21 protein-coding genes and 2 pseudogenes are annotated in these 21,746 nt (G+C 71.7%); 10 read left to right on the top strand and 13 right to left on the bottom strand.

All coding sequences use genetic code 11. The annotated features are described in order from the left end of the window. Position 1: 1 nt before the first annotated feature. From D1J63_RS03635 to D1J63_RS03625, 3 genes are all read right to left on the bottom strand, one after another. A complete protein-coding gene (locus D1J63_RS03635; protein ID WP_125627686.1) occupies positions 2-1,108 on the bottom strand; it encodes a cobalamin B12-binding domain-containing protein in 1,107 nt (368 codons plus the stop codon). Further along, complete coding sequence (locus D1J63_RS03630; RefSeq protein WP_125627685.1) at positions 1,105-2,718, bottom strand: PP2C family protein-serine/threonine phosphatase; 1,614 nt, start codon at positions 2,716-2,718, stop codon at positions 1,105-1,107. The genes D1J63_RS03635 and D1J63_RS03630 overlap by 4 nt, the downstream gene beginning before the upstream one ends. 241 nt (positions 2,719-2,959) lie before the next feature. Beyond that, positions 2,960-4,138, bottom strand: coding sequence for a PP2C family protein-serine/threonine phosphatase (locus D1J63_RS03625; protein WP_176152945.1), 1,179 nt, complete (start codon positions 4,136-4,138; stop codon positions 2,960-2,962). Positions 4,139-4,266: 128 nt separating this feature from the next. On the opposite strand from D1J63_RS03625, the gene D1J63_RS03620 reads away from it, so the two are divergent. Then, positions 4,267-4,743, top strand: a complete 477-nt coding sequence (locus D1J63_RS03620; protein ID WP_176152944.1) for a MarR family transcriptional regulator — start codon at positions 4,267-4,269, stop codon at positions 4,741-4,743. A gap of 277 nt (positions 4,744-5,020) precedes the next feature. Here D1J63_RS03620 and D1J63_RS03615 read toward each other — a convergent pair. The 3 genes and pseudogenes from D1J63_RS03615 to D1J63_RS03605 all read right to left on the bottom strand — a co-directional run. Next, positions 5,021-5,202 (bottom strand): annotated as a pseudogene (locus tag D1J63_RS03615) (transposase); the annotation flags it as partial. A gap of 472 nt (positions 5,203-5,674) precedes the next feature. Next, the gene (locus D1J63_RS03610) at positions 5,675-6,208 is read right to left on the bottom strand and encodes a TerD family protein (RefSeq protein WP_164712701.1); all 534 of its coding nucleotides are present in this window, start codon (positions 6,206-6,208) and stop codon (positions 5,675-5,677) included. A 148-nt stretch (positions 6,209-6,356) separates the two neighbouring features. Then, the gene (locus D1J63_RS03605; RefSeq protein WP_347141232.1) at positions 6,357-6,746 is read right to left on the bottom strand and encodes a CBS domain-containing protein; all 390 of its coding nucleotides are present in this window, start codon (positions 6,744-6,746) and stop codon (positions 6,357-6,359) included. Positions 6,747-6,827: 81 nt separating this feature from the next. Here D1J63_RS03605 and D1J63_RS03600 point away from each other — a divergent pair, with 81 nt between their 5' ends. Then, the gene (locus D1J63_RS03600; protein WP_125627682.1) at positions 6,828-7,172 is read left to right on the top strand and encodes a hypothetical protein; all 345 of its coding nucleotides are present in this window, start codon (positions 6,828-6,830) and stop codon (positions 7,170-7,172) included. A gap of 389 nt (positions 7,173-7,561) precedes the next feature. On the opposite strand, the gene D1J63_RS03590 is transcribed toward D1J63_RS03600, so the two are convergent. Continuing rightward, positions 7,562-8,080, bottom strand: a complete 519-nt coding sequence (locus D1J63_RS03590; protein WP_164712700.1) for a nitroreductase family deazaflavin-dependent oxidoreductase — start codon at positions 8,078-8,080, stop codon at positions 7,562-7,564. Positions 8,081-8,201: 121 nt separating this feature from the next. Between D1J63_RS03590 and D1J63_RS03585 the strand changes: the two genes are divergently transcribed. Next, positions 8,202-8,708 (top strand): MarR family transcriptional regulator, encoded by a 507-nt coding sequence (locus D1J63_RS03585; RefSeq protein ID WP_164416792.1) that lies wholly within the window; start codon positions 8,202-8,204, stop codon positions 8,706-8,708. 253 nt (positions 8,709-8,961) lie between these two features. Beyond that, on the top strand, positions 8,962-9,141 hold the full coding sequence (locus D1J63_RS03580; protein ID WP_125627680.1) for a hypothetical protein: 180 nt from the start codon (positions 8,962-8,964) through the stop codon (positions 9,139-9,141). 98 nt (positions 9,142-9,239) lie between these two features. Here the strand turns inward: D1J63_RS03580 and D1J63_RS03575 are convergent, their stop codons facing one another. The 4 genes and pseudogenes from D1J63_RS03575 to D1J63_RS03560 form a co-directional block, all read right to left on the bottom strand. Further along, complete coding sequence (locus tag D1J63_RS03575; protein WP_125627679.1) at positions 9,240-9,953, bottom strand: TrkA family potassium uptake protein; 714 nt, start codon at positions 9,951-9,953, stop codon at positions 9,240-9,242. Next, positions 9,946-11,319 (bottom strand): potassium transporter TrkG, encoded by a 1,374-nt coding sequence (locus D1J63_RS03570; RefSeq protein WP_241235678.1) that lies wholly within the window; start codon positions 11,317-11,319, stop codon positions 9,946-9,948. Before D1J63_RS03570 ends, D1J63_RS03575 begins: the two co-directional genes overlap by 8 nt. Positions 11,320-11,526: 207 nt before the next feature. Continuing rightward, a pseudogene (locus D1J63_RS37025) lies at positions 11,527-11,715 on the bottom strand (two pore domain potassium channel family protein); the annotation flags it as partial. A gap of 300 nt (positions 11,716-12,015) precedes the next feature. Beyond that, positions 12,016-12,675, bottom strand: a complete 660-nt coding sequence (locus D1J63_RS03560; protein ID WP_125627678.1) for a ScbR family autoregulator-binding transcription factor — start codon at positions 12,673-12,675, stop codon at positions 12,016-12,018. A gap of 381 nt (positions 12,676-13,056) precedes the next feature. Here D1J63_RS03560 and D1J63_RS03555 point away from each other — a divergent pair, with 381 nt between their 5' ends. Beyond that, on the top strand, positions 13,057-13,767 hold the full coding sequence (locus D1J63_RS03555; RefSeq protein WP_125627677.1) for an HAD family phosphatase: 711 nt from the start codon (positions 13,057-13,059) through the stop codon (positions 13,765-13,767). Positions 13,768-14,448: 681 nt separating this feature from the next. Here the strand turns inward: D1J63_RS03555 and D1J63_RS36645 are convergent. Next, complete coding sequence (locus tag D1J63_RS36645) at positions 14,449-14,601, bottom strand: hypothetical protein (protein ID WP_164712655.1); 153 nt, start codon at positions 14,599-14,601, stop codon at positions 14,449-14,451. Between the two features lie 106 nt (positions 14,602-14,707). Further along, on the bottom strand, positions 14,708-15,316 hold the full coding sequence (locus D1J63_RS03545; RefSeq protein WP_125627676.1) for a sigma-70 family RNA polymerase sigma factor: 609 nt from the start codon (positions 15,314-15,316) through the stop codon (positions 14,708-14,710). 161 nt (positions 15,317-15,477) lie between these two features. Here D1J63_RS03545 and D1J63_RS03540 point away from each other — a divergent pair, with 161 nt between their 5' ends. The 5 genes from D1J63_RS03540 (at position 15,478) to D1J63_RS03520 (ending at position 21,741) form a co-directional block, all read left to right on the top strand. After that, a complete protein-coding gene (locus D1J63_RS03540; RefSeq protein WP_125627675.1) occupies positions 15,478-16,485 on the top strand; it encodes a MerR family transcriptional regulator in 1,008 nt (335 codons plus the stop codon). A 237-nt stretch (positions 16,486-16,722) separates the two neighbouring features. Beyond that, positions 16,723-17,982 carry an NAD(P)/FAD-dependent oxidoreductase gene (locus tag D1J63_RS03535; RefSeq protein WP_125627674.1) on the top strand — a complete coding sequence of 420 codons (1,260 nt, stop codon included), beginning with the start codon at positions 16,723-16,725 and terminating at the stop codon, positions 17,980-17,982. Positions 17,983-18,221: 239 nt separating this feature from the next. Then, on the top strand, positions 18,222-19,439 hold the full coding sequence (locus D1J63_RS03530; protein ID WP_125635155.1) for a lycopene cyclase family protein: 1,218 nt from the start codon (positions 18,222-18,224) through the stop codon (positions 19,437-19,439). Further along, complete coding sequence (locus tag D1J63_RS03525; RefSeq protein ID WP_125627673.1) at positions 19,436-20,176, top strand: methyltransferase domain-containing protein; 741 nt, start codon at positions 19,436-19,438, stop codon at positions 20,174-20,176. The genes D1J63_RS03530 and D1J63_RS03525 overlap by 4 nt, the downstream gene beginning before the upstream one ends. Further along, positions 20,173-21,741 (top strand): FAD-dependent oxidoreductase, encoded by a 1,569-nt coding sequence (locus D1J63_RS03520; RefSeq protein WP_125627672.1) that lies wholly within the window; start codon positions 20,173-20,175, stop codon positions 21,739-21,741. The genes D1J63_RS03525 and D1J63_RS03520 overlap by 4 nt, the downstream gene beginning before the upstream one ends. Positions 21,742-21,746 lie beyond the last annotated feature (5 nt).

Below are 21,746 nucleotides of genomic sequence, written 5' to 3'. Positions count from 1 at the left end.
GTCAGAGGCGGGTGGTGAGGGCGCCGCGTCCGGCGTCGATGTAGTCACGGGCGCGCGGGAAGTCGCGCAGTTGCTCCTCCAGCAGGTCCAGGCCGGGCATGAGCGCCTGCGCGGGCACCCCGCGGGCGGACAGGACGTCGGCGGTCCAGACGAGGAAACCGGTGAAGATCTCGGGAGCGTCGACGTAGAGGGCCGCGGTGAGGAACTCGACGATGTGGGCGAGGTCCTCGGCGGTGCGCTCGCGCTGCTCGTCGGTGTAGTCCCGTACGAACGCGAACCGCTCCTGAAGGGCGTGGAAGGTGTCGCGCACCAGACGGGCGGAGGAGCCGGCGACCATCGTGTACTCCTGGTCGCCCAGGTGGGGCAGGTCGTCGATGACCTGGTGGGCGGGGGCCGGCCGGGGGAGGGGGCCGGCGGCGAGCCGGTCGGCGGCCGCGCGTGCGTCCGGGGCCCAGGCGTCCGCGCCCAGCAGCCGGGCGTAGCGCCCGTCGGCCCCGAAGGCGAGACCGCCCGTCATGACGGGCGCTCCGGCGGCCTGGACGGCGGTGATCGCCCGGTGGGCGAGCGGCAGCCGCGTGGCCAGGGAACTGGACAGGCACACCGCGTCGGGGCCGGTGCGGTGGATGTGGCCTATCAGGTGGGCCGTGGGCACCTGCGCGCCGAGGTAGTCGACCTGCCAGCCCCGCAGGCGCAGGGTCTCGGCCACCAGCCGGGCCGGTAGCGCGTGCCACTCCTGGTCCACGCAGGCGACGGTGACGCGGCCGCGCGGTGCGCCGGGTCGGTGCACCGGCAGGGCGGCGATCGCGCGGTCGTTGATCGCGGTGGCCGTGTGCTCACCGGCCACGCTCATGCGGTTCGCGGCCCACTCGACGCCGACCCTGCGTTGGACGGCGCCGATGACGTCCAGCAGCACCGCCTCGGTGTCGAGTCCCGCGCCGAGGGCGTCCTCGACGACGTCGACGGCCGCGTGGGTGTCCCCGGCCAGCACCGCGGACCAGAGCCGGTCCGCCCAGTGCGCGGCCCGCTCGTCGGCGTGGGGCGAGGAGGGGCGGGCGCCGGCGTGGTGCCCGCCGGCCCGGTCGTCGACGTCGGCCGTGTGGAGGTTCATGCCGTGTACCTGCCCCGTGTCGTCCCGTCCACCGCGCTGAGGTGCGAGCCCCGCGGAGCCGTGATGGCCATGACGGCGATGTCGTCGTGCCGTCCGTCACCGAGCCACTGCGCGGTGACCATCTGGATCCGCTCGACGACCGCTTCGGCCGGCATGCCGACGCATTCGGCCGCCGCGCGCATGAGCCGCTGCTCGCCGAACAGGGTGTCGCCCAGCGGGCCGCCCCTGGCCTCGGTGACACCGTCGGTGAACAACAGGCAGGTCTCCCCCGGCGCGAGCCGTACGTGCGCGGTGTGCGCGGTGATGGTGGGCAGGACGCCGATCAGGCTGCCGCGGGTGTCCACCTCCTCGACCGTACCGTCGCGACGCAGCACGAGCGGCGGCGGGTGGCCCGCTGCGGTGAGACGCAGCACCACGTCGCTCTCCTCGCGTTGGACGGAGGCCAGCACGAGGGTCGCGAAGCGGGTGTGGTGGCTGGTGCGCATCGCGTTGTTCAGCAGCCGCAGCATCCTGGTGTGGTCGCCGGCCAGCGGAAGCAGCGCCTGAAGCGTGTTGCGGATCTTGCCCGTGAGTACCGCGGCTTCCAGTCCCTTGCCCGCCACGTCCCCCAGCACGGCGAGGGTCTCGGGGAAGTCCTCCCCGGGCGGGTGGACGTCGTAGAAGTCACCGCCGACGCGTTCCGTGTCCTTGCTCGGCCGGTAGCCGCCCGCGAAGTCCACTCCCTCCACGTGCTGCAGCGTCGGCGGCAGCAGTTCCCGCATCAGGGTTTCGGAGATCCTGTTCTGCTCGGCGTACAGACGGGCGGCCGACATGGCCGCGCCCGCCCGGGCGGCGAACAGCCTGGCCAGTATCTCGTCCCCGTCGGTGAAGGCCGCCTCCCGCCCCCGGCGCAGGAGGACCAGGGCTCCCGCCGACACCCCGTGGCCCGGCAGCGGGGTGACCGCCATGGATCCGACCTCGCCGAAGCCCGCGGGCACCAGCCATCCGGGTGCGGCGGCGGGGTCTATCCACTGCGCGGGCACCGGCGGGAACCCGCGCAGGGCCTCGGTGAGCCCCGGCACGCTGCCGGGGGAGTCCGTGACGATGCGCCGGGACACCTGCCCCCGGTGGTCGCAGAGCACGACCGGGAGCCTGCCGTTCGCGGCGGGGGAGACGACCAGCGCGGCGTCCGCCAGGTGCTGGGTGGCCAGGCTGGCGGTGACCTCCGTGCAGCGGTCCAGGTTCAGCGAGGAGAGCAGGGCGGTGGAGGCGTCGTTGAGGAACCGGGTGCGTCCGCGCTCCGCCTCCAGCTCCCTCGAAAGCGACCGGCACTCGGTCTCGTCCACCAGCCACCACGCGGTGCTGTCACCGGCCGCGGCGGACGGATGGGCGGAGAAGAACCGATCGCCGACCGGCCCTGACACGGCACGGGTGTCCCCGCTCGCGGTGGCGAGCCAGTCCGGGAACAGCAGCCGTCGGCCGGAGCGGGCGGCCGGCAGGAGCCCCGCGGCGGCGGCGTTGAGTTCCACGACATGCCCGTCCGCGCCTATGACCACCACCGGGCAGGGGGCGGTCGCGGCGCTCACCGTGCCCGTGGCAGCGGTGTGGGATCGGGCGGGGGAAGAAGTCATGCAACGGGGCCCCTACGCGTGGACCCTCACCTCACTCAGCGAAGAAAAAAGATGCCTAACGACAACAGTCCCGTAGTGCGGTGTCCTCGTGCAACCACCGCTCCCGCCACCGGCCGTCCCTCCGAGCCCGGCGACGGCCGAAAAGCCCGGAGTTCCCGGGGCTGCGGCCCGACCGCGCGGCCACGGGGCCCCGGCAGACCTTCACCATCCGTCCACACTCCGCCGGTCGGACGGCCCCGCGTCAGCGCCCCAGCCAGTCCAAACAGACGACCAGGGCGTCGTCGTCCGAGGACGACTGACCGCGGTGGCCCTTCAGCTCGCGCAGGACGGCGCCCGGGACCTCCGCGGCGGGCAGCAGTCGGGTGGCCTGGATCGCCCGGGCGAGGGCGGCGTCCCCGTACGCCTCGCCCCTGGGTGAAGCCACCCCGTAGACCCCGTCGCTGACGAAGACGAGCCGGTCACCGGGCTCGGCGTACAGCTCCTGGCACACGTAGTCGGTGTCCTCGAACATGCCCAGCGGCAGTTGCGCCTCCAACTCGACGCGCTCGACGACGCCGTCCCGCAGCCGCAGCATCCGCGGCGATCCGGCGTCCACCGCGGACACGAGTCCGGTGGCGAGTTCGAAGTCCAGCATCAGCACCGACAGGTGACGGCCGCCCCGGTAGTGCGCGTAGACGGCCTGGTCCCCGAGCGCCGCCTGGTCGGCCAGGGAGAGACCGGCCCGCCGCGCGTTGCGCAGGGCGCTGATGGCCAGATTCGTCAGCAGCGAGGCTTCGACACCCTCCCCCATGCCGTTGGTGACGTACAGCGTCAGATGGTCCGCGGTGGCGGACCAGTCGAAGTTGTCACCGAAGACGGCGTAGGCCGGTTCGAGTTGGGCGCCGAGCCGGTACTCGGGCCGAGTGCAGGAGCGGCCGGGGAGGAGCTGCCACTGCATCTCGGCGGCCAGCGTCAGCCGGTCCCGGCGGCGGGCCTGCATGTACACGTCGGTCTCCCGCTCGGCGACGACGACCTCGTGCGCCAGCACCTGGGCCACATCGGCCAGTTCGGCCACCGCTTCGTCCGCCCGTTCGCGGTCCGGAAGGGTCACCGACAGCACACCGAGCCGGTCACCGCGCGCCGTGACGGGCAGGTGCAGGCGCACCAGGCCGTCCCGCACCGGCTCGACATGCGGTTGCTGGGCCCCGAAGGCGCGGCCCGCGGGGCTGTCGTGCACCGAGACCGGTTCGGTGGTGTGCGGCAGCACGGACACCGGCTGCAGCAGGGTCAAGCCGTAGTCGGCCATGAACAGTTCGACCGACCGTGCCGCGTACCGCTGGATCAGCACGTGCCGGACGGCGTCGAGCAACTCATGAGGTGCCGCCGTACGCAGAGCGCGTTCAGCGGCCACGAATCTGTCCACGAGGAAAGGAACATCCATTCTCATGCAGGGGCGAGGAGGGGCCTCGCCGGATACCTGTTCGCGGGAGGTGCGCCGGTCGACCGAGTCGTCTGTCCCCGGTCCCACGCACCTAGTAGGCTGGCCCGCGCCCCAGCGTCTGCGAGAGTGTGACCGTGACTGCTCCCCGTCCCCGCCCCGACGAGGTCGCGCGTGTGACCTCCACGGCCGTGGAGCTGCTGGAAGTGCTCTGGGGCCGGGCCTCGACCGCCCCGGCCTCGGTCTCCCAGCTGCGGGTGCTGTTCATCCTCGAACACCACGAGGGGATCAACCTGCGCACGCTCGCCGGCTCACTGGCCTCAACACCCCCGTCGACCAGCCGGCTGTGCGACCGGCTGCAGGCGGTCGGCTTCGTCGAACGTACGGTCAGCGCCACCAGCCGACGTGAAGTACGCCTCCACCTCAGCAAGCGGGGACGTGCCTTCCTCGACGACCTGCGGGAGCGCAGGGAGCGGGAACTGCGAGCGGTGCTGGAGCAGATGCCCGCCGCCGAGCGGACCGCCCTGCTGTCCGGCCTGGAAGCCTTCTGCGAGACCGCGGCGAGCCGGATCCACCACGACACCGACACCGGAACCCGCACCGCGTGACCTCCCCATCTCCTCGCCATGTGCACCGGATACCCCCATTTCCCGCATTGAACGGGACCGTGGCATACGTCTCGCCGGGAGCACGCGAACGCCGGTATGCCGGGTGGATGGTCTGCCGCCCGGCGGCCCGCGCCGGCTCGTTGCCGGGGACGGCGGTCGTGTACCGCGTGTGACGGTGATCACGGACGTCCTTCTGCGGGTGTCGCGCAGGCTTGGGAAGATCCGCCCGAACACGCGACTCCTTGTACGGTGTCGAAACAGCTCGACTCCGCGCGGTGAACCGCCGGTGCGCGGTCGGCCCGGAAGGACCGAAACCCGGCGGCGGCTGCCGCCACGTGCAGCCCGTGGTGGCTACGCGCACGATGGCTGCCAGTACCTGCCGATCGCCGTACCTGCGCCGGCCACCACCTTGGGGTCGCACGGAGCGGCCGGAACCACCCGCTGGAACAGCTCCGGCAGCCTGCGGTGATGGAGCCCGAGATCTCCTCGCTCAGGACCTTGTCGGCCCGCAGTCTCCTCATGGAGTGGCGGTCACGCAAGGTGCGTGGGCCGGTGTTCGGGCCGCGGCCCGCCAGGCGCGGTAGCCGCTCACGGTGTGCGACGGCGGGCTGGGGGCTGCGTGGGGCAGGGCGAGGCGGCCGGTGGCCGTGGTGTGCTGGTGATCGGTTCAGTGGACCAGGAGGGCGAGCAACAGGGCCAAGGGGAAGAGGAGTAGGGGAACCGACATCATCAACCCCATGCGCCTGGACGTTCGCGACCCCACCAGCACGCAGAAGGGCACCACGAGTTCTCTCCCTTCGCTGCGAGGGTCTGCTGTGGCGATCCGGCCGGTGCAAGTTGGGGGCCAGGCCCTGGGGCCCGGCGATCAGTACCCGGCCCTTCCGGCTCCCTCAGGACTTTCGGCGGTGCACGCGTACACGTCGTCGCGCGGTCAGGGCCGTGGTGCGCTGCCCATCTCCGAGGTGAAGAGAACGGGGTCGCTGTCGAAGCCACGGACTGCTTCCCGGAACTCCCAGGCACCGGAGGCATTCCGGGTGAATTCCGCCACCGTGGCGGCGGTGGCCCCGGCGACCCGCTCGAAGTCGTCCGTCAGAAGTTCCCTGTACCCCTCGGCGACGAGCACCCCGGTGTTCGAGACATCGCCGAAGGTCTTGTGTCCGTCGTCCTGATGGATCGCCACCCCCACGACCACGCGTGCGATGGAGGGCGAAAGACGGTCTAGTTCGAACGTCATCTCCTCGACGAAGCCGAAACCCTGGCCGGTCCGGCTGTGCCGGCTCATGTTGATGGTTCCGTCCGGCGATCGCTTGTCGAACTGGACGACGTAGACCGGTCGTTCGTATGGTGCGCCCGCGGCGTGGGTCGTGGCGATGATGTCGAGGTGGTGAGGTGGCCGGTCCCAGGGGCTCGGATCCCACTTGAGCCGCACATTGACCTTCCTCAGCCCCTTGGCGCCGTTGCTCACCGGCTTGCCACCCTCTCGTTCCAGGTCACGGCGGGGTGCTCCCGCACAGTCAAGTATGCGCCGCCGAGCCCTCGGTGGACGTGACCCGTGCGGGCGAATACGGAAAGGGGCAGAGGCGCGGCTCGGCGAGCCTGAGTCCTGTCCTGTGTCACCGAGGAGAGGCGGCCGTCGGGGCGTTGTGGGGCAGGTGCAGTGATCTCAGGGCGCCTTGGTGGCTCAGCCAGCCGACAGGTTCGTCCCTTTCGGCGTCCAGGACCGGGAGTCCGGTGCCGGAGGCGGACAGCAAGGGATGCAGGGCGTGCGCGAGTTGCTGGTCGGCGGTCACGCTGGGTGGCATCTCCACGAGGTCGCCCGTCACCGCCGGTGCGCCATCGGGTTGTTCCGCCAGGGCTTCGGTCACTGCGCGCGCGGTGACGATGCCCAGGTACGCGCCCTCGGGATCGCGGACCGGCAGCGCTCCGTGTGCGGAACGGCTCAGGAGACGAGCGGCCTCCGCCAGCTTCACGGTGTCGGCCACCGGGGCCGGCAGCGGTTCCATGACACTGGCGACCGCCTCGCCGCCGATGGCCGCGCCGGCTGCCGGGCCTTGGGGACACCGTCTACACCCTCAAGCTGCGCCGTGAGGACGGGCGAGGCGGCCCGGCGGCGGGCGGCTGCCCGTCTGGACAGTCTGGCCCGGCTGCTGTCGGTGGTCGGCTGGCCCGCCGGGGCGACCGTGGCGCGGCGGCTGCGCGACGACCTGCTCGACGGGGCCCCCGGTGCGGCGGTCGCATCCCCGCTTGGCTGCTTCACCCGCCGCGTCGGCCGGTCAGGGACTCTGGACTGGCTGACCCGCGGAATCGGCAGCGTGCGCAACGAGGACGCGCGAGCGGCCGGGGTGAGCGGACCGGCGGCGCGGGCCGGCGGGAACGTGACCGCTCGGTACCGGCCCTGGGTGGCGTCCTTCAACTGTCGGAAGGGGTGAGGGGAGTCGAGGACTCGACGATGGCACTGGACGTTTGGAGCGGCGGGGTGTCCAAGGGCTCCCCGGGCAGGCCGGGAGGCTCTTCGGGAAGGCAGGAGAAGAGTCCCAGGAGAACGGCGAGCGCGGCCGCGCCCGCCAGGATGCGCCCTAGGCGGCGTATGCGTCCGCGGGTGTCGAGGCGGCGCCATGCGGGTTCGGTCAGTGCGTCTTCGCGGGACCACGCATCGCCGACGTGGTCGTTCGCGTCCAGGCGTCCAGCCCTCTCCCGAGCTGATGGCTCTCTCGGCGCGGAACGGGCGATGGCTTCTTCGCTGTCGGCGAGGAATCGTGTCCATATCGATTCGGGGGTGGGCTTCGGCACTTCTACTCACTTCCAGGGTGTCGACGAGTCACGGCCGGGGCGGCGCGTCCGGCGGATTGGTGTCCGCCTCGAGCCGGACGAAGGGGATCGCGCGCCCGGCTTCGCGCAGGGCCGGCTCGGTGCCGTCGGCGGGCAGCCCCAGGTACGCGCACAGGCGGCGGGCGGTGCGAGGGCGCTCTCGGCCGTAGTCCGCCATGATGGCGGCGCCTTCGTCGGGGGTGAGGAAGCGGGCGGTGACGGCGTGGTGGCGGTTGCCGAACTGCACGACCGTCTTCGGCTGGGCACGTAGGTTGCGGTACCAGTCTGAGCGCGGGCCGAAGCCGGAGGCGACGGTCCAGCAGCGATGTGGTGCTTCGTATGCCACGACTTCGAGAACCACTCGGCGGTCGCGTCCGCTGACCCGGCCCACGTGGTGCAAGAGCAGGAACCGTCTGCCGAGCAGCGGTCCCAGGCCGGCCCGGAACAGGAGGATGGGTGCGCGAGCGACCAGCCGGCGCCAGCCGGTGGGAACGCGGGGTCTGGCGGGGTCCGTTGCGTCAGGTGTCATGCTCGCCTTCCACGGGGTGGGCGGTGCCCCCCGGACGGATGGGTCGGAGAGCCGCCGACTGTTACTTCGGCAGGCAAAATTTTGCACAGTCTAAATGATGAGTCCAGGGTAGAAAGGACCCATGGTGGAGCGCGAGTCCCGAGAGAGGACCATGGAGGACGTCGACGCGGTCACGCGGGAGGTGCTGACCGCCTCCCGGGTGCTGGTGGCGGTCTCCGCCCGTTCCCTGTCAGCCGTCGAGGACCGGGTCACGCTGCCGCAGTTCCGGATGCTGGTCGTCCTGTCCAGCCGGGGCGCCACCAAACTCGTCGCTCTCGCCGGCCTCCTCCACGTCGCCCCCTCGACGGCCATGCGCATGGTGGACCGGCTCATCGCAGCCGGCCTTGCGGACCGTCAGGTCAACCCGGACAACCGCCGGGAGACCCTGCTGCGCCTCACGGCGGAAGGGCGCCGCACGGTCGAGGAGGTCACCGCCCGGCGGCGAACGGAGATCGCCCTCATCGTCGAACGCCTGAGCGCGCAACAGCGACTGGCGCTTGTCGATGCCCTGGCCGCCTTCAACACGGCGGGCGCGGAGCCCCTCGCTCCGTCCGCCGTCACCGAGTCGTCCCCTCTCGGTTGGGAATGACGGCGCCGTACCGCGTCCTGCATTCACCACCGACCAGCCGTCCCGAGCGACGGCCAGGGCGAGGTGCGACAGCTCACCGCGCCTCGTTCGTTGCCGGACTCCGGCAGCGAACAGCTGCTGAATGTGCACTATTTCATCGCGTGATCTCCGGACTGGAAGCAGCCCTTGGCCGTGCCCGGAGCCACCAGGTGTGGAACGCGGCAGGACTGCCCCCATCGTCGTTCACGCTCCCATCTTCATGGAGGGGCGTGCCATGTCGCTTCAGGGCAGGGTCGTCGGAGTGGCACACGGCGTCCAGGACGTCATCCTGTTGGCACGTCGGCACGGTGTCGAGCTGGAGGCCGAGGAGCTGGACCGCACGCCCCTCGTCGAGTGGCGGGGAGGCGGCGCCGCCCATGAGTCGATGAGATGGGGAGTGGTGTCCCCCGGGTGAGTGTGGGGCCACCGACGGACGGACCTGCCTGTCGGTGCGGCCCGTCCGGAAGAAGCCTCACCCGCAGTTCGTGGCACAGGTGGTCTCCCGTCTTGCGTTCAGCTGAGGTCGGCGAAGGTCTCCACGGCTCGGGTCTTTCCGGTGACCACGATGACGTCACCGGCCTGGACGACGGTGTCGGCGGTGGCGTAGGTGAAGTCCTCGCCGGGGCGTTTGATGCCGACCACGGTGACGCCGTACGTGGTGCGAACCTGACTCCGTCCGAGCGGCACCCCGGTGGCCACCTGCGGGGCGACGGTCTTGACCAGGGCGTAGTCGTCGTCGAACTCGATGAAGTCGAGCATGCGGCCCGTCACCAGATGGGCGACGCGTTCGCCCATGTCGTGCTCGGGGAGTACCACGTGGTGGATGCCGAGGCGTTCGAGGATCTGGCCGTGCTGGCGGCTGACGGCCTTGGCCCAGATGTTGGGTACTCCCGCGTCCAGCAGGTTGGAGCTGACCAGGATGCTGGCCTCCATGTCGGTTCCGATGCCGACGACGGCGCTGGTGAAGTCGTGGACACCGAGTTGGTGCAGGACTTCCGGATCCGTGCAGTCCGCGACTGCCGAGTGGGTCAGGGTGTCACTGTGCTTCTGGACCAGCCGGGCGTCCGTGTCGATACCGAGGACGTCCCAGTCCCTGCGCATCAACTCGCTGGCGAGAGAGCTGCCGAAGCGGCCCAGGCCGATGACGGCGACCCGCTGGTCCCTGGTGCGGTGGAGCCGGGCGGCGGGACGTTTGCGGCGGCGCAGTACGCGGAGTGGGTTAGCCAATGACGGGTCGCTCCTCGGGCAGTTCGTAGCGGCGGGTGCGTTCGCGCAGTGCCAGCGCCGAGACCAGGGTGATGGGTCCGAGCCGGCCGACAAACATCAGCAGGACGAGGATCAGCTGTCCGGCCTGGGGGAAGTCGGCGGTGATGCCGGTCGACAGGCCCACGGTGCCGAAGGCGGAGACGGCCTCGAAGAGCACACCCTCGAAGGGCAGCGATGTCATGCTCAGCAGGGCGAGTGTGGCCGTCATGGCCAGAGCGACCCCCATGAGGGCGACCGTCAATGCCTGACGCAGTACGTGCGGAGCGAGCCGGCGTCCGAGGACGGAGGAGTGCGGCTCGCCGCGCACCTCGGCGGTGATGGCGACGAGGAGCACGGCGAAGGTGGTGACCTTGATGCCACCCGCGGTACCGGCGCTGCCGCCACCGATGAACATCAGGACACAGGTCATCAGTAGCGTCGCCGGCTCCATGGCGCCGATGTCGATGGAATTGAAACCTGCGGTGCGAGACATGGCCGAGTGGAAGAACCCGTTGAGGACCTTGTCCGGCACCGTGTGGGGTCCGAGGGTTCCGGGGTTGGTCCACTCCAGCAGACAGGTCAGCACCGTGCCCGTGACCAGCAGGACCGCCGTCGTGATGAGGGTCAGTCTGGTGTGAAGCGTCCAGTTGCGCCGGCCGGTCGTGCGGTGACGGTTGCGGTGACGCAACAGCTCCAGCAGGACCGGGAAGCCGATACCGCCCAGAATCACGGCCACGGCGATCGGCAGGGTGATCCACGGGTCGTCGGCGTACCGCGTGAGGCTGTCCCCGCGCAGTCCGAAGCCCGCGTTGTTGAACGCGGAAATGGCGTGGAAGTAGCCGTGGTGCATCGCGTCGCGGACGGAGAAGCCGTAACCGTAGCGAAGGCGCAGGGAAAGGGCGGCACCGACAGCGGCCTCGACGGCGAAGGTGGTGCCGGCCACTCCCAGCAGGACCCGTCGCACATCTCCGATGCCCAGGCTCTTCGTCTCCGCCTGGGCGGTGAGCTGCAACTTGAGGCGCAGCTTCCCGGACACCAGCAAGGCGAGCAGGGACGCCATGGTCATGATCCCGAAACCACCGAGCTGGATCAGCGCGAGGATCGCGCCTTCTCCGAAATCGCTCCAGTACGTCCCCGTGTCCACGACCGCCAACCCCGTCACGCAGACGGCGGACGTGGCCGTGAAGAGGGCGGTGACGAAGTCGGCCGACGTGTCCGCCTCCGAGGCGAGCGGGAGGGCGAGCAGCACCGTCCCGATCACGACCACGGCGGCGAAGGCCATGACAACCGTGCGGGCAGGGTGCGCGGTGAACAGAGCGTGCCGTGCCGCCACGAGACGTCCTGTCACCTGCTTCCTTCCTGTACGCGGGCGACTACCAGTCAAGGGCGGATGAGAACGCACCGCCGGGCCGACTGGACCCGGGACGGCGGCCACCCTACCCGGTCCACATCTTCCCCTTCCGACCTGGCGCGGCGGAGACGGTACTGGCCTCGGCCCGGTTTCCTGACGGCCGGGACGACCAACGTGCCCAGCGCAACGCCGTCCTCCCACGAATGCCCCGAACACCAGCAGTCCGAGACACGACCCCGCGACGTACGTCGTCGCCCTGACCTGCGAGGCCATCCACGCCCGCTGCCCCGCGAGCAGCAGCATCGACACCAGCTTGAGCAGCCTCAACGGCCGCGGCAGCGGCAGCAGGACCGCCAGCAGCACCAGCGGTTGGCTCCGCACGAACCGCAGCCGGATGTGGTCTGCGCCTGGCGGCATCTGCTGCGAAGCCGCAGCGTGCGGCTCGGTAACTACTACCGCTCTTTCACGTCCGACAACGAGGCCCTGCGCTTGGAGCTGTTCGAGTCCAACGTGCGCGCGCCTTCGTTCTGCGCGAACCACATACCGCGCTGCGGCACTTCCGACGCGCTACTGCTCGACGACCAGCACTACGCGCAGATCTCTTTCTCTCGGCACGACCTGGACATCTACCCCTTGTGCCTCGATGTGCACACCGGGCTGCGCGCGTTCCTCACGGGCTATGCCGAAGATCGTCTAGTCACAAGGCGTCACCGAGGGCAGGGGCTGGCGTTCGGCTGCGAGTGAGCCGGCCTCCACTCGTGCAAGGACGTCACAGTCCCCGACGAACCCTCTGAGGGTCAGGTACCACCAGTCGGTCAGGCGGTCGTCGAGGGCGGTCGTGCCCTCGAGTGCTTCGGTGAGGGTGCACAGGCCGAAGAAGGCGGGCACCAGGGTGCGGGCCGCGCGGGCGGGGCGGATCCCCTCGTTGACGTGCCCTGCCAGCCGGGCCTGCGCGAGCAGTCGCGTGGTGGCGGCGGTCCAGAGCGCGAAGGGGTCGGGGACGGGGGCTTTGATGACGGTGCGCTCGGTCCACAGACGGGCGCCGGCGCGCGCTACGGGGTCCTGGGTGAGGGCGTGTGCGATGTCGTAGCTGAGGGCGACGAGCCGTTCGAGAGGGGGGACGGTGTCGTCTCCGTAGCGTGCTGCGAGCTGGGGCCAGGTGGCGAACCGGTCCTCGACGACGGCGACGGCGATTCCTTCCTTGCCGGTGTAGTGGAAGTAGACGGCGCCGCTGGTACGGCCCGATCTCGCGCTTATGTCGTTGACGCTGGTGGCCGCATATCCCTGTTCGGCGAACAGTTGGGCTGCCGCTTCCAGCAGTGACCTGCGGGTTGCCTTCGCCCGTGCCTGCAACGTTCTGTCCGCCCTCGTCTGTTCTGATGCCGGGTCACGAATTTAGTGCGCCGGCGTACGCCCGGATCATAAACGGGCACTTTCGGGCGGAGAATACACAGTTCTTTCGAACGCGAACGCGTGCGAGTGGTAAGGGAAGGACGACGCTCCGGACCTTGCACGGTCGAGCGTGCGTGCCAACCGACGGTCGGGCTCGTGGCGTTGACGCTCAACGGCCGCACCGGCCGGGTCGCCCGCCATACGTCTGTTTCCGGCGCCCGTCGAGTCACTGAAAAGGGTTATTGCCCGTTTTGCCTGGACGGAAATAGCGTAGTGGAAACTATCTTTCCGCTTCCCGCAGAGTCGGGAATGACGCATGCGTGCGAAAGCATGGGAGGCCCAGTGACCACCTTGGACCACGCTTTGCTCGACTGGTCGCTCGAAGCCGTCGTCTTCGACTGCGACGGCACCCTCATGGACAGCGAACGCCACTGGCAGGAGGCCCGTGGCCGGGCCTTCCGGGAGCACGGTCTTCAGCCACCGCCCGGGTTCGCGGAGCAGGCCCTCGGTCTGCACTACGAGGACTGCGGCCGGCTGATGGCCCAGTCCGTGCACAAGCCCGAACTGGCCGAGGACCTGACAGCCGCGCTTCTCGACCACTTCCTGGCACTGGTCACCGAAGAACCGGTCACGATGCCGGGTGCGGTCCGGCTCGTACGGCTGCTCTCCGGCCGCCTGCCGCTCGCGGTGGCCAGCAACTGCCCGAGAGTGGTGGTCGAAGGCAGCTTGGAACGGGCCGGGCTGCTCGCGCACTTCCAGCACCTCGTCGTCCCCGACACCGGGGACCGCGTACGCCCCAAACCCCATCCCGACGTGTACGCCGTGGCGGCCCGGCTCTGCGGTGTCCCCCCACGCCGGACGCTCGCGGTGGAGGACTCCCTGACCGGTGTGGAAGCGGCCCGTCGGGCAAGCCTGCGGGTCCTGGGCGTCGGTCCCCGGCCGCAGGGTGACGGCGCCACCCGGGCCGACGCGTGGTTACCGTCACTGGACGCTCCCGAACTGCTGGCCTGGGCCCACGTGCTCGGCAGCCCGCGGGGGCCACGAACGCCTTGACGGCCCGCGCCGCGTTCCGGCGACGCCAAGCGCTCACCCCTCGGCGGGCAAGACAGCGGCAGGCTGGTGGCGGGGAGTCACCCATGACACTTGACCCGACTCTCGGGAGGCGAGGGGACACGGCGCCTGCCGGTGCGGCGAGGAAACGTCCGGACTCCGCATCGTTGCAGCCACGGCCCGTCCACCTCCGCGTCGTGGACTATCGATCAGCCGCCCGACCGGCCCTGATCCGCCTCCGCCGGAGCAGAAGGGCGGCGGTGGCCAGAGCACGTCCGAGGAGGCCCTCGCCCGCGCGGTTCGTCCACCGGCGCCGCACAACGCGAGCCTTCCCGCCGGCGGAGCGGTGAGCGAGGTGTTCCCCGGGCCGGGGCGGTCCGGCGGTCTCCTGGAGTACTTCGAGGGAGATGCGCTGCCACACGCACTCGGGCGGAGCCACTGGCAAGTCCGATGCTTCCGCGCTGCGCGCAGTGGTCACCACGCGGGCCAACCGCAGCAGTTCCTCGCGGCAACGCGGGCATGACTCGGCATGCCGCAGGGCACCGACGTCCGCGTCGCCCCCCGCGTGACCGAGTGCCAGATCCACCAGGTGCGACGGGTGTACGTGACCCAATGCGCCCTCCTGCGTCTCGGACTTCGTCGTCTTTGCCCGTGCACGCCGCTCGCGCATGGGGCGGCGTGTGGTCACTGGCGTGCCGACTCCGCGGGGGCGACGAGGCGGGCGGCGTGGTGCGCCTGTTCGGGAGCAGCAATGGCGGCGGGTGCGGTCAGGTCGAGGGTCAGGGCACAGGCCCCGGCCGAGGCGGCCGAGGCGGCGATGGTCGTCCGGGTAGTCATGTGGATCATTCCTCCGTGGTGTGTCTCCGCCCGCTGGGCGGTCTCGAAGGTGTTTCGCGGGTGACCGGTGCCGTGGATGCGCCCCGGGCCTCTCTGCTCCTTCCGGTCAGGTGTACGTGCCGTGTGCGGTACCCGGGTCGACTGCCGTGCGCAGCCGGTGCAGGCCGCGGCGGGCGTGGCTCTTGACCGTGCCCAGGGGAGCCCCCGTGCGTTCCGCGATCTGGGCCTGTGTCAGGTCCTCGTAGAAGGCCAGGCACAGGACCTCTCGCTGGGCCTGCGGCAGGCGGGACAGGGCCTCCACGAGCAGTACGCGGTCGAGCACCTCGTCCGGTGCCGGCTGGACGAGACGGGCGGGCGTGACGTCCTGTCCGGCCGACTCGACCAGGGACAGGCGCCGTGTCCTGGCCGTCAGCGCGTCGACGATCTTCCGGCGCGTGATGCCGACGAGCCAGGCGCCGAGTGTGCCCCGCTCGGGCCGGAAGCCGCGCCGCCCGCGCCACGCGCCGACGAAGACCTGCTGGGTCACGTCCTCGGCCTCGTGAGTGTCGCCGAGGGACCGGGTGGCCATGGTGTGCACGAGTGATCCCCAGCGCCGGTAGATGGCCGCGAACGCCTCCTCGTCGGCCTTGACGAGGCCCTGAGCCAGTTCCTCCTCGTACTGCGTCTCCTCCATGGGCGGGACCAAGGTGGTGGTCGGTCGTGTGCGCGTGTTCATGGCCGTTCCTCCTGCCGTGCGCCGTACGGGGACGGGAGGGGCCGTCCGTCGAGCGGCACGTCGCCGGTCTGCCCTGCGTGGCTGACGGGTGCGTCGCTCCAGTGTTGGACGCACAAACGACACAGGCAACGTGCGTCGTTTGTGCGTCGTATAGTGGGAGTGTGAGCGCGCGTACGGGAGACAGTGACGCCCCGGTCGGCGAGGGCGGTCCGCGCCGGGGCGGGTTGACGACCGGCGAGGTGGCCCGGCGTCTGGGCGTGGCGCCCACCACGGTCCGCACGTGGGACCGCCGTTACGGGCTGGGACCGGACGGGCACACGGATGGACGCCACCGGCGCTGGACGGCGGATGACGTGGCGAGGCTGGAGCGGATGTGCGCCTTGACCGCGACCGGACTGCCACCGGCCGAGGCGGCACGGCTCGCGCGCAGTGAAGCTGCCCCGACGGCGGCTGCCCGGCCCCGAGGTGCCGACGCGGCTCGTCGTGCTTCCGCCGGGCGCCGGAGCCGGGCGGGGAGCGGGCTGCGGTTGGGCGATGCACGACAGGAGTGCCGGGGGATCGCGAGAGCCGCTCTGCGCCTGGACGCCGCCGTCCTGGACGAACTGCTGCTCGCCGCAATCGCCGAACACGGGCTGGTCGCCGCCTGGACCGACGTGATCGTGCCCACGCTCCAGGCCGTCGGCCGCAAGTGGGAGACGTCCGGCGAGAAGTACGTCGAGGTCGAGCACTTCCTGTCCTGGCACGTGTCGGGGGCGCTCCGACGCGCCACACCCCGCACGGTCGAGGACCGCCCCGGTGCCACCACGGTGCTCGCCTGTGTGCCAGGGGAGAACCACACGCTGCCGTTGGAGGTACTGGCGGCGGCACTCACGGAGCGAGGCGTTCCGGTGCGGATGTTCGGCGGTGCGCTGCCCGTCGAGTCGCTTGTCGCGGCGGTGCGCAGGACCGGGCCGGCCGCGGTGGGACTGTGGGCGCAGTCCCGCACCACCGCCAGCCGACCGCTGGCCCAGCACGTGGCCGCCATGGAGTGGGGCGTGCGCGGGGCCCGGCGGCGGCCCTTCGTCCTCACCCTGGGACCCGGATGGGCGGGCCGGCCGGTGGCCGGTCCGGCGCGTCCGTCGGGGCTTGCCGAAGCGGTCGCCGCTCTGGAGACGTCGGTGTACCCGTGACGTGTTGTCGTCCGGCCGTCCTTCGTCGTGGCGGCTGGGCATCGGCCGGGTGACGTGGTCCGCTGACCTGGTGGTGGTGGCCCGGTCGTCGGCCGGCGGGCGTTTCGCCGCGACTCGCACCGGGTCTCGGTCCCCGGCCCGTGCCGAACGGTCTGGGACGTCGGCCGAGGCGGAGGGGCCGACCGGCCGGCCTGCAGCGCCTGGACGGCACGGACATGACGTCGAGTGAGGAGACAGATGAGCGACGGACATCGCCGGGCAGCGGACGTGGTCGTCGTCGGTGCGGGGCTGGCAGGCCTGGCCTGCGCCCTCGACCTGTGCCGTGCCGGATGGCGGGTGGCACTCCTGGAGGCGTCCGACGGTGTCGGGGGCCGAATGCGCACGGACCGGCGGGACGGCTTCCTGCTGGATCGCGGGTTCCAGGTGTTCAACACCTCCTATCCGCAGGTGAAGCGGCGTGTGGAACTGAAGGGCCTGCGACTGAGGCCCTTCACTGCGGGCGTCGTGGCGCACACGCCGAGCGGGCCCGTCCGCCTCGCCGACCCCACCAGGGAGCCCCGTGCGGCGGGGACGCTGCTGCCGGGGCGGGCCCTGTCGGCCCGCGACCTGACCGCGCTGGCGGCACTCACCGCACGGGACGCCGTACTGCCCGTGTCCGTCACTCGACGACGCCGGGACCGCTCCACCGCGGCAGCCCTGTCCGGAGCGGGACTGTCGGACGCCGCGATCGCCGGCATCCTGCGGCCGTTCCTGTCCGGCGTCTTCCTGGAGGACCGGCTCGAGACCTCCGCCCGGTTCTTCCACCTCGTCTGGCGGAGCATGGCCCGAGGATCCCTGTGCCTGCCGGCCGAGGGCATCGGCGCCGTACCGGCCCAGCTCGCCGACGGCCTGCCCGACGGCGTCCTGCGCCTCGGTACGCCCGTCGCGGAGATCACGGACTCCGGAGTGCTGCTCGGCGACGGTGGCGAGGTGCCGGCCCGGGCGGTCGTGGTGGCGACGGACCCGGCGACCGCCGCCGGCCTGCTCCCGGATCTGACGGTTCCGGCCACGCGCACCGTCACCACCTACTACCACGCCACCGACAGCCCGCCTACAGCCGAACCCATCCTCATGGTGGACAGCACCGGAGCGATCCTGAACACCTGCGTCCTCAGCCAGGTCGCTCCCACGTACGCGCCCCCCGGCACCGCACTGGTCTCCACCTCCGTGCTGGGCACGGACCTCCCCGGCAGGGCACAGGGGGTGCTCCGGCGGCTGGCCGAGCTGTACGGAACCGACACGAGCGGCTGGGAGCAGGTGGCCGCCCGCACCGTCGACGGCGCGCTGCCGGCCATGCTTCCGCCCTGGCCGCTGAGCCGAACCACCCGCCTCCGCCCCGGGAGGTACGTGTGCGGGGACCACCGGGCGACCGGCTCCGTGCAGGGTGCCCTGGCATCGGGTACGCGCGCGGCGCGGGAGGTACGGGCGGACCTGGAAGCGCAGGGGCGACGCCAGTGATGAAGTGGGGTCCGGCCGCATCCATGGACGGCCTCGGTCCCGAAGCCATGGCGACCGGACGGAATCGCTGTCCGTACTGAGGGGTGAAACGTGGATCCGAGGGGTGTGCTTGTCGCGCGTGTCCTGGCGGCAGGAGCGGCAGGAACCTGTCCCGGCACGCCGGCCACCGGCTCCGAGGTGCACGGCGGGCTGCGGCACCCGGGCTCCGACGGAAGCCCGGTCGTCGGACGGCGACCGTGGTGACACCCCGCTGCACCGAGAACTCGGGCGTGCTCGTCCTCGGTGGCGGTGCGGCCGGTCTCAGCCTCGCTCACCGGCTGACGGAGAACGGCCCGGCCACCGCCGTGACCCTGGTGGAGCCGCCGGACGGCCCGCTGCGTCCCGCGGAGCGCACCTGGTGCTACTGGGGCGCCGGCACCGACGGCCTCGAAGGGGCGGTCAGCGCCTCTTGGTCCGTACTGCGTCTGCACGGCGCGGACGGCGGTTCGGTCACCGTCGATCCGGCCCCGTTCACCTACCGCATGGTGCGCTCCGCGGACTTCGAGCGAATGGTCCACGGCCGCCTGGCCCGTACGGAGGGAGCGCGCCTTCTGCGAGGGACGGCGGAAGCGGTGCGCGCCGTACCCGCGGGCGCGGAGGTCCGGTGCGCGCTGCCGGGAGGCCGGCCCCTGACGCTGCACGCCCGCAGGGTCTTCGACTCGCGGCCGCTGCCCGGTCTGCCGCCGGCGCGTACGCGGCTGCTACAGCACTTCCGCGGCTGGTTCGTGCGCACCGACACCGACCGGTTCGATCCCGCGGTCGCGGATCTGATGGACTTCCGGGTTCCGCAGCCGGCCCACGGGCTCGCCTTCGGCTACGTCCTGCCGCTGGCGCCGCAGCGGGCGCTCGTGGAGTACACCGAGTTCTCCCGCGAGGTACTGACCACCGCGGCGTACGAGTCGGCACTCGGGCACTACTGCCGCGACATCCTCGGACTCGGCCGGCTCACCGTGGAACGGACGGAGCAGGGCGTCATCCCCATGACCGACGCCCGCTTTCCACGGCGTGCCGGGCACGCCGTGTTCCGCATCGGGACCGCAGGCGGTGCCACTCGTCCCGCCACCGGCTACACCTTCGCCGCGGTGCAACGCCACAGCAGGGCCATCGCCGCCGCCCTGCGTGACGGACACGACCGCTTCCCGGCACCGCACGGGCCACGGGCACTGGCCATGGACGCGATCCTGCTGCGCGCCCTGGACACCGGTCGCATCGACGGGCCGCGCTTCTTCACCGACCTGTTCCGCCGGGTCCCGGCCGAGCGTCTGCTGAGGTTCCTCGACGGCACGACCTCGCTCCGGGAGGAGTGGGGCATCGGGCTGCGCACCCCCGTCCGGCCGATGCTGCGCACCGCGGCCGAAGTGCCCTTTCTCCCGCGCCGCTCCCGGCCCGCCGACCGAACCGGAGGACACACCCGATGACGCTCCTGCGCGACCACGACCTGGCCCGCGCCTTCGACCACGCCTCCCACACCTACGACCACCTCACGGCCCTCAACCCCGGCTACCGCGCCGGCCTCCTGCGCTCGGCCCGACGCCTCGCGCTCCCGGACGACGGGGCCGGACTGCACCTGCTCGATCTCGGATGCGGCACCGGCGCCTCCACCCGGGCCCTGCTCAGGGCCGCCCCACGAGCCCGGATCACGGCTGTGGACGCCTCCGCCGGCATGCTGCGCCGAGCACTTGCCAAACCGTGGCCCGCACGCGTGCGCTTCCTCCACCTGACCGCCGAGGAAATCGGTGCGGCCCGCGAGGACGAGAGCCCTTTCGACGCGGTCTTCGCCGCCTACCTGTTCCGCAACGTCACCGACCCGGACGCGGTCCTCGGGAGCGTCCGCGGAATCCTGCGGCCGGGCGGACGCTTCGCCGCCCACGAGTACAGCCTCAGCGGCTCGCCGGTGCACCGGGCCCTGTGGTCGGCGGTGTGCCGCGGGCTAGTCGTCCCCGCGGGCACGCTCACCGGCGACCGCCCGCTCTACCGCCATCTCCGGCACAGCGTCGTCGCCTTCGACACCGCGCCCGAGTTCGCCGCCCGGCTGAGGCGGGCGGGCCTGAGCTCGGTGCGCGTCGCCCCCGTCGCCGGATGGCAGACGGGCATCGTGCACACCTTCCTCGCCCGCAACGGCGAGCCCAGGACGACAGAGGAGCGCGTCCGGTGACCGCCCGCCGCACCGCCGCCGCCCGACGGGGCCGCGACCGCAAGGCCGAGATCGTCTTCCCCGCACCCGGTGCGGACCGATTCCGACGTGGTGACGAGCCGTCCGTGGCGGTGATCGGCGGCGGGATCGCCGGTCTGGCCGCGGCCACCCTCATGGCCGAACGCGGCGCCCGCGTGACCCTGTACGAGAAAGGGGACTCACTCGGTGGCCGGCTCTCCGGCCGGCGCACCACGCTGGCGGACGGCAGCGCCGTGACCATGACCCGAGGGTTCCATGCCTTCTTCCGCCAGTACTACAACCTCCGCGGACTGCTCCGCCGAACGGACCCCGGCCTGGAGCGCCTCACCCCGTTGCCCGACTACCCGCTGCGGCACAGCGGCGGTCTGACCGACAGCTTCGCCCGTGTCCCGCGGACCCCGCCGTTCAGCGCGCTCGGTTTCGTCGCGCTCAGCCCCACCTTCGGGTGGCGGGACCTCGCCGCGATGGACGCGCGGGCCGCACTGCCGCTCCTCGACGTGCGCGTGCCCGAGGTCTACGAACGCTTCGACACCGTCACCGCCACCGGCTTCCTGGAAGGCGTGCGCTTCCCCGAAGCGGCGCACCACCTGGCCTTCGAGGTGTTCTCCCGCAGCTTCTTCGCCGATCCGCGGCGGCTGTCCGCCGCGGAACTGCTGCTGATGTTCCACATCTACTTCCTCGGATCGGCCGAGGGCCTGCTCTTCGACGTACCGGACGAACCCTTCCCCCAGGCGCTGTGGGACCCGCTGGGCGACTACCTCCGGCGCCTCGGAGTGAACGTGCGCACCGGAACCCCCGTGCGAGGGGTCCGTCCGCGCGACGGCGGGGGAGCGGACGTGATCACGGACACCGATGCCGACCGCCACCAGGCGGTGGTGCTGGCCCTCGACACCGCGGGGCTGCGGCAGACCGTCGCAGCCTCTCCCGACCTGGGCACCGACGCCTGGCGGGACGGCATCGCGGCCCTGCGCACCGCGCCGCCGTTCCTCGTGTCGCGGCTCTGGCTCGACCGGCCGGTCGACGCCGACCGGCCCGGGTTCCTCGGCACCAGCGGCTACGACGGACTGGACAACGTCAGCGTCCTGGAGCGGTACGAGGGCGAGGCCGCCCGCTGGGCCGCGCGGAACGGGGGATCGGTCGTGGAACTGCACGCCTACGCCGTGGACCCGGCGGCCGAACCGAAGCAGGTGCAGGACGAACTCGTCGACCGGCTGCACCAGGTGTACCCGGAAACCCGTGAGGCGCGCGTCGTCGACGCCCGGCACGAGTGGCGCTCGGACTGCCCGCTGTTCGAAGTCGGCTCCCACCGGCTGCGCCCCACCGTGCGCACCCCCCACGCGTGGCTGACCCTGGCCGGGGACGGAATCCGCTGCGACCTGCCCGTCGCCCTCATGGAACGGGCCGCCACCACCGGCTTCCTGGCCGCGAACGCCCTGCTCGCCGACCGTGGAGTGCGCGGCCAGACCCTGTGGACGGTTCCCCGGACCGGGCGGTCGCCCGTGCTGCGAGCGCTCGGGGCCGCCGCAGGGCGCCACTCGGCGCCCTGACCGGC

The organism is Streptomyces sp. KPB2, assembly GCF_003950055.1.
Classification (GTDB): Bacteria; Actinomycetota; Actinomycetes; order Streptomycetales; family Streptomycetaceae; genus Streptomyces; species Streptomyces salinarius.
Note: the sequence above shows the minus strand (reverse complement) of the source record. Positions and strands in the feature narration are given on the sequence as shown.

What these genes read in the sequence shown, in the direction of transcription:
- D1J63_RS03580 (WP_125627680.1), top strand. Translation starts at nt 8,962, where the DNA reads ATGTCGCTTCAGGGCAGGGTCGTCGGAGTGGCACACGGCGTCCAGGAC.
- D1J63_RS36645 (WP_164712655.1), bottom strand. Translation starts at nt 14,601, where the DNA reads ATGACTACCCGGACGACCATCGCCGCCTCGGCCGCCTCGGCCGGGGCC.
- D1J63_RS03525 (WP_125627673.1), top strand. Translation starts at nt 19,436, where the DNA reads ATGACGCTCCTGCGCGACCACGACCTGGCCCGCGCCTTCGACCACGCC.
- D1J63_RS03545 (WP_125627676.1), bottom strand. Translation starts at nt 15,316, where the DNA reads ATGAACACGCGCACACGACCGACCACCACCTTGGTCCCGCCCATGGAG.
- D1J63_RS03635 (WP_125627686.1), bottom strand. Translation starts at nt 1,108, where the DNA reads ATGAACCTCCACACGGCCGACGTCGACGACCGGGCCGGCGGGCACCAC.
- D1J63_RS03585 (WP_164416792.1), top strand. Translation starts at nt 8,202, where the DNA reads ATGGTGGAGCGCGAGTCCCGAGAGAGGACCATGGAGGACGTCGACGCG.
- D1J63_RS03625 (WP_176152945.1), bottom strand. Translation starts at nt 4,138, where the DNA reads ATGGATGTTCCTTTCCTCGTGGACAGATTCGTGGCCGCTGAACGCGCT.
- D1J63_RS03590 (WP_164712700.1), bottom strand. Translation starts at nt 8,080, where the DNA reads ATGACACCTGACGCAACGGACCCCGCCAGACCCCGCGTTCCCACCGGC.
- D1J63_RS03630 (WP_125627685.1), bottom strand. Translation starts at nt 2,718, where the DNA reads ATGACTTCTTCCCCCGCCCGATCCCACACCGCTGCCACGGGCACGGTG.
- D1J63_RS03535 (WP_125627674.1), top strand. Translation starts at nt 16,723, where the DNA reads ATGAGCGACGGACATCGCCGGGCAGCGGACGTGGTCGTCGTCGGTGCG.
- D1J63_RS03605 (WP_347141232.1), bottom strand. Translation starts at nt 6,746, where the DNA reads ATGGAACCGCTGCCGGCCCCGGTGGCCGACACCGTGAAGCTGGCGGAG.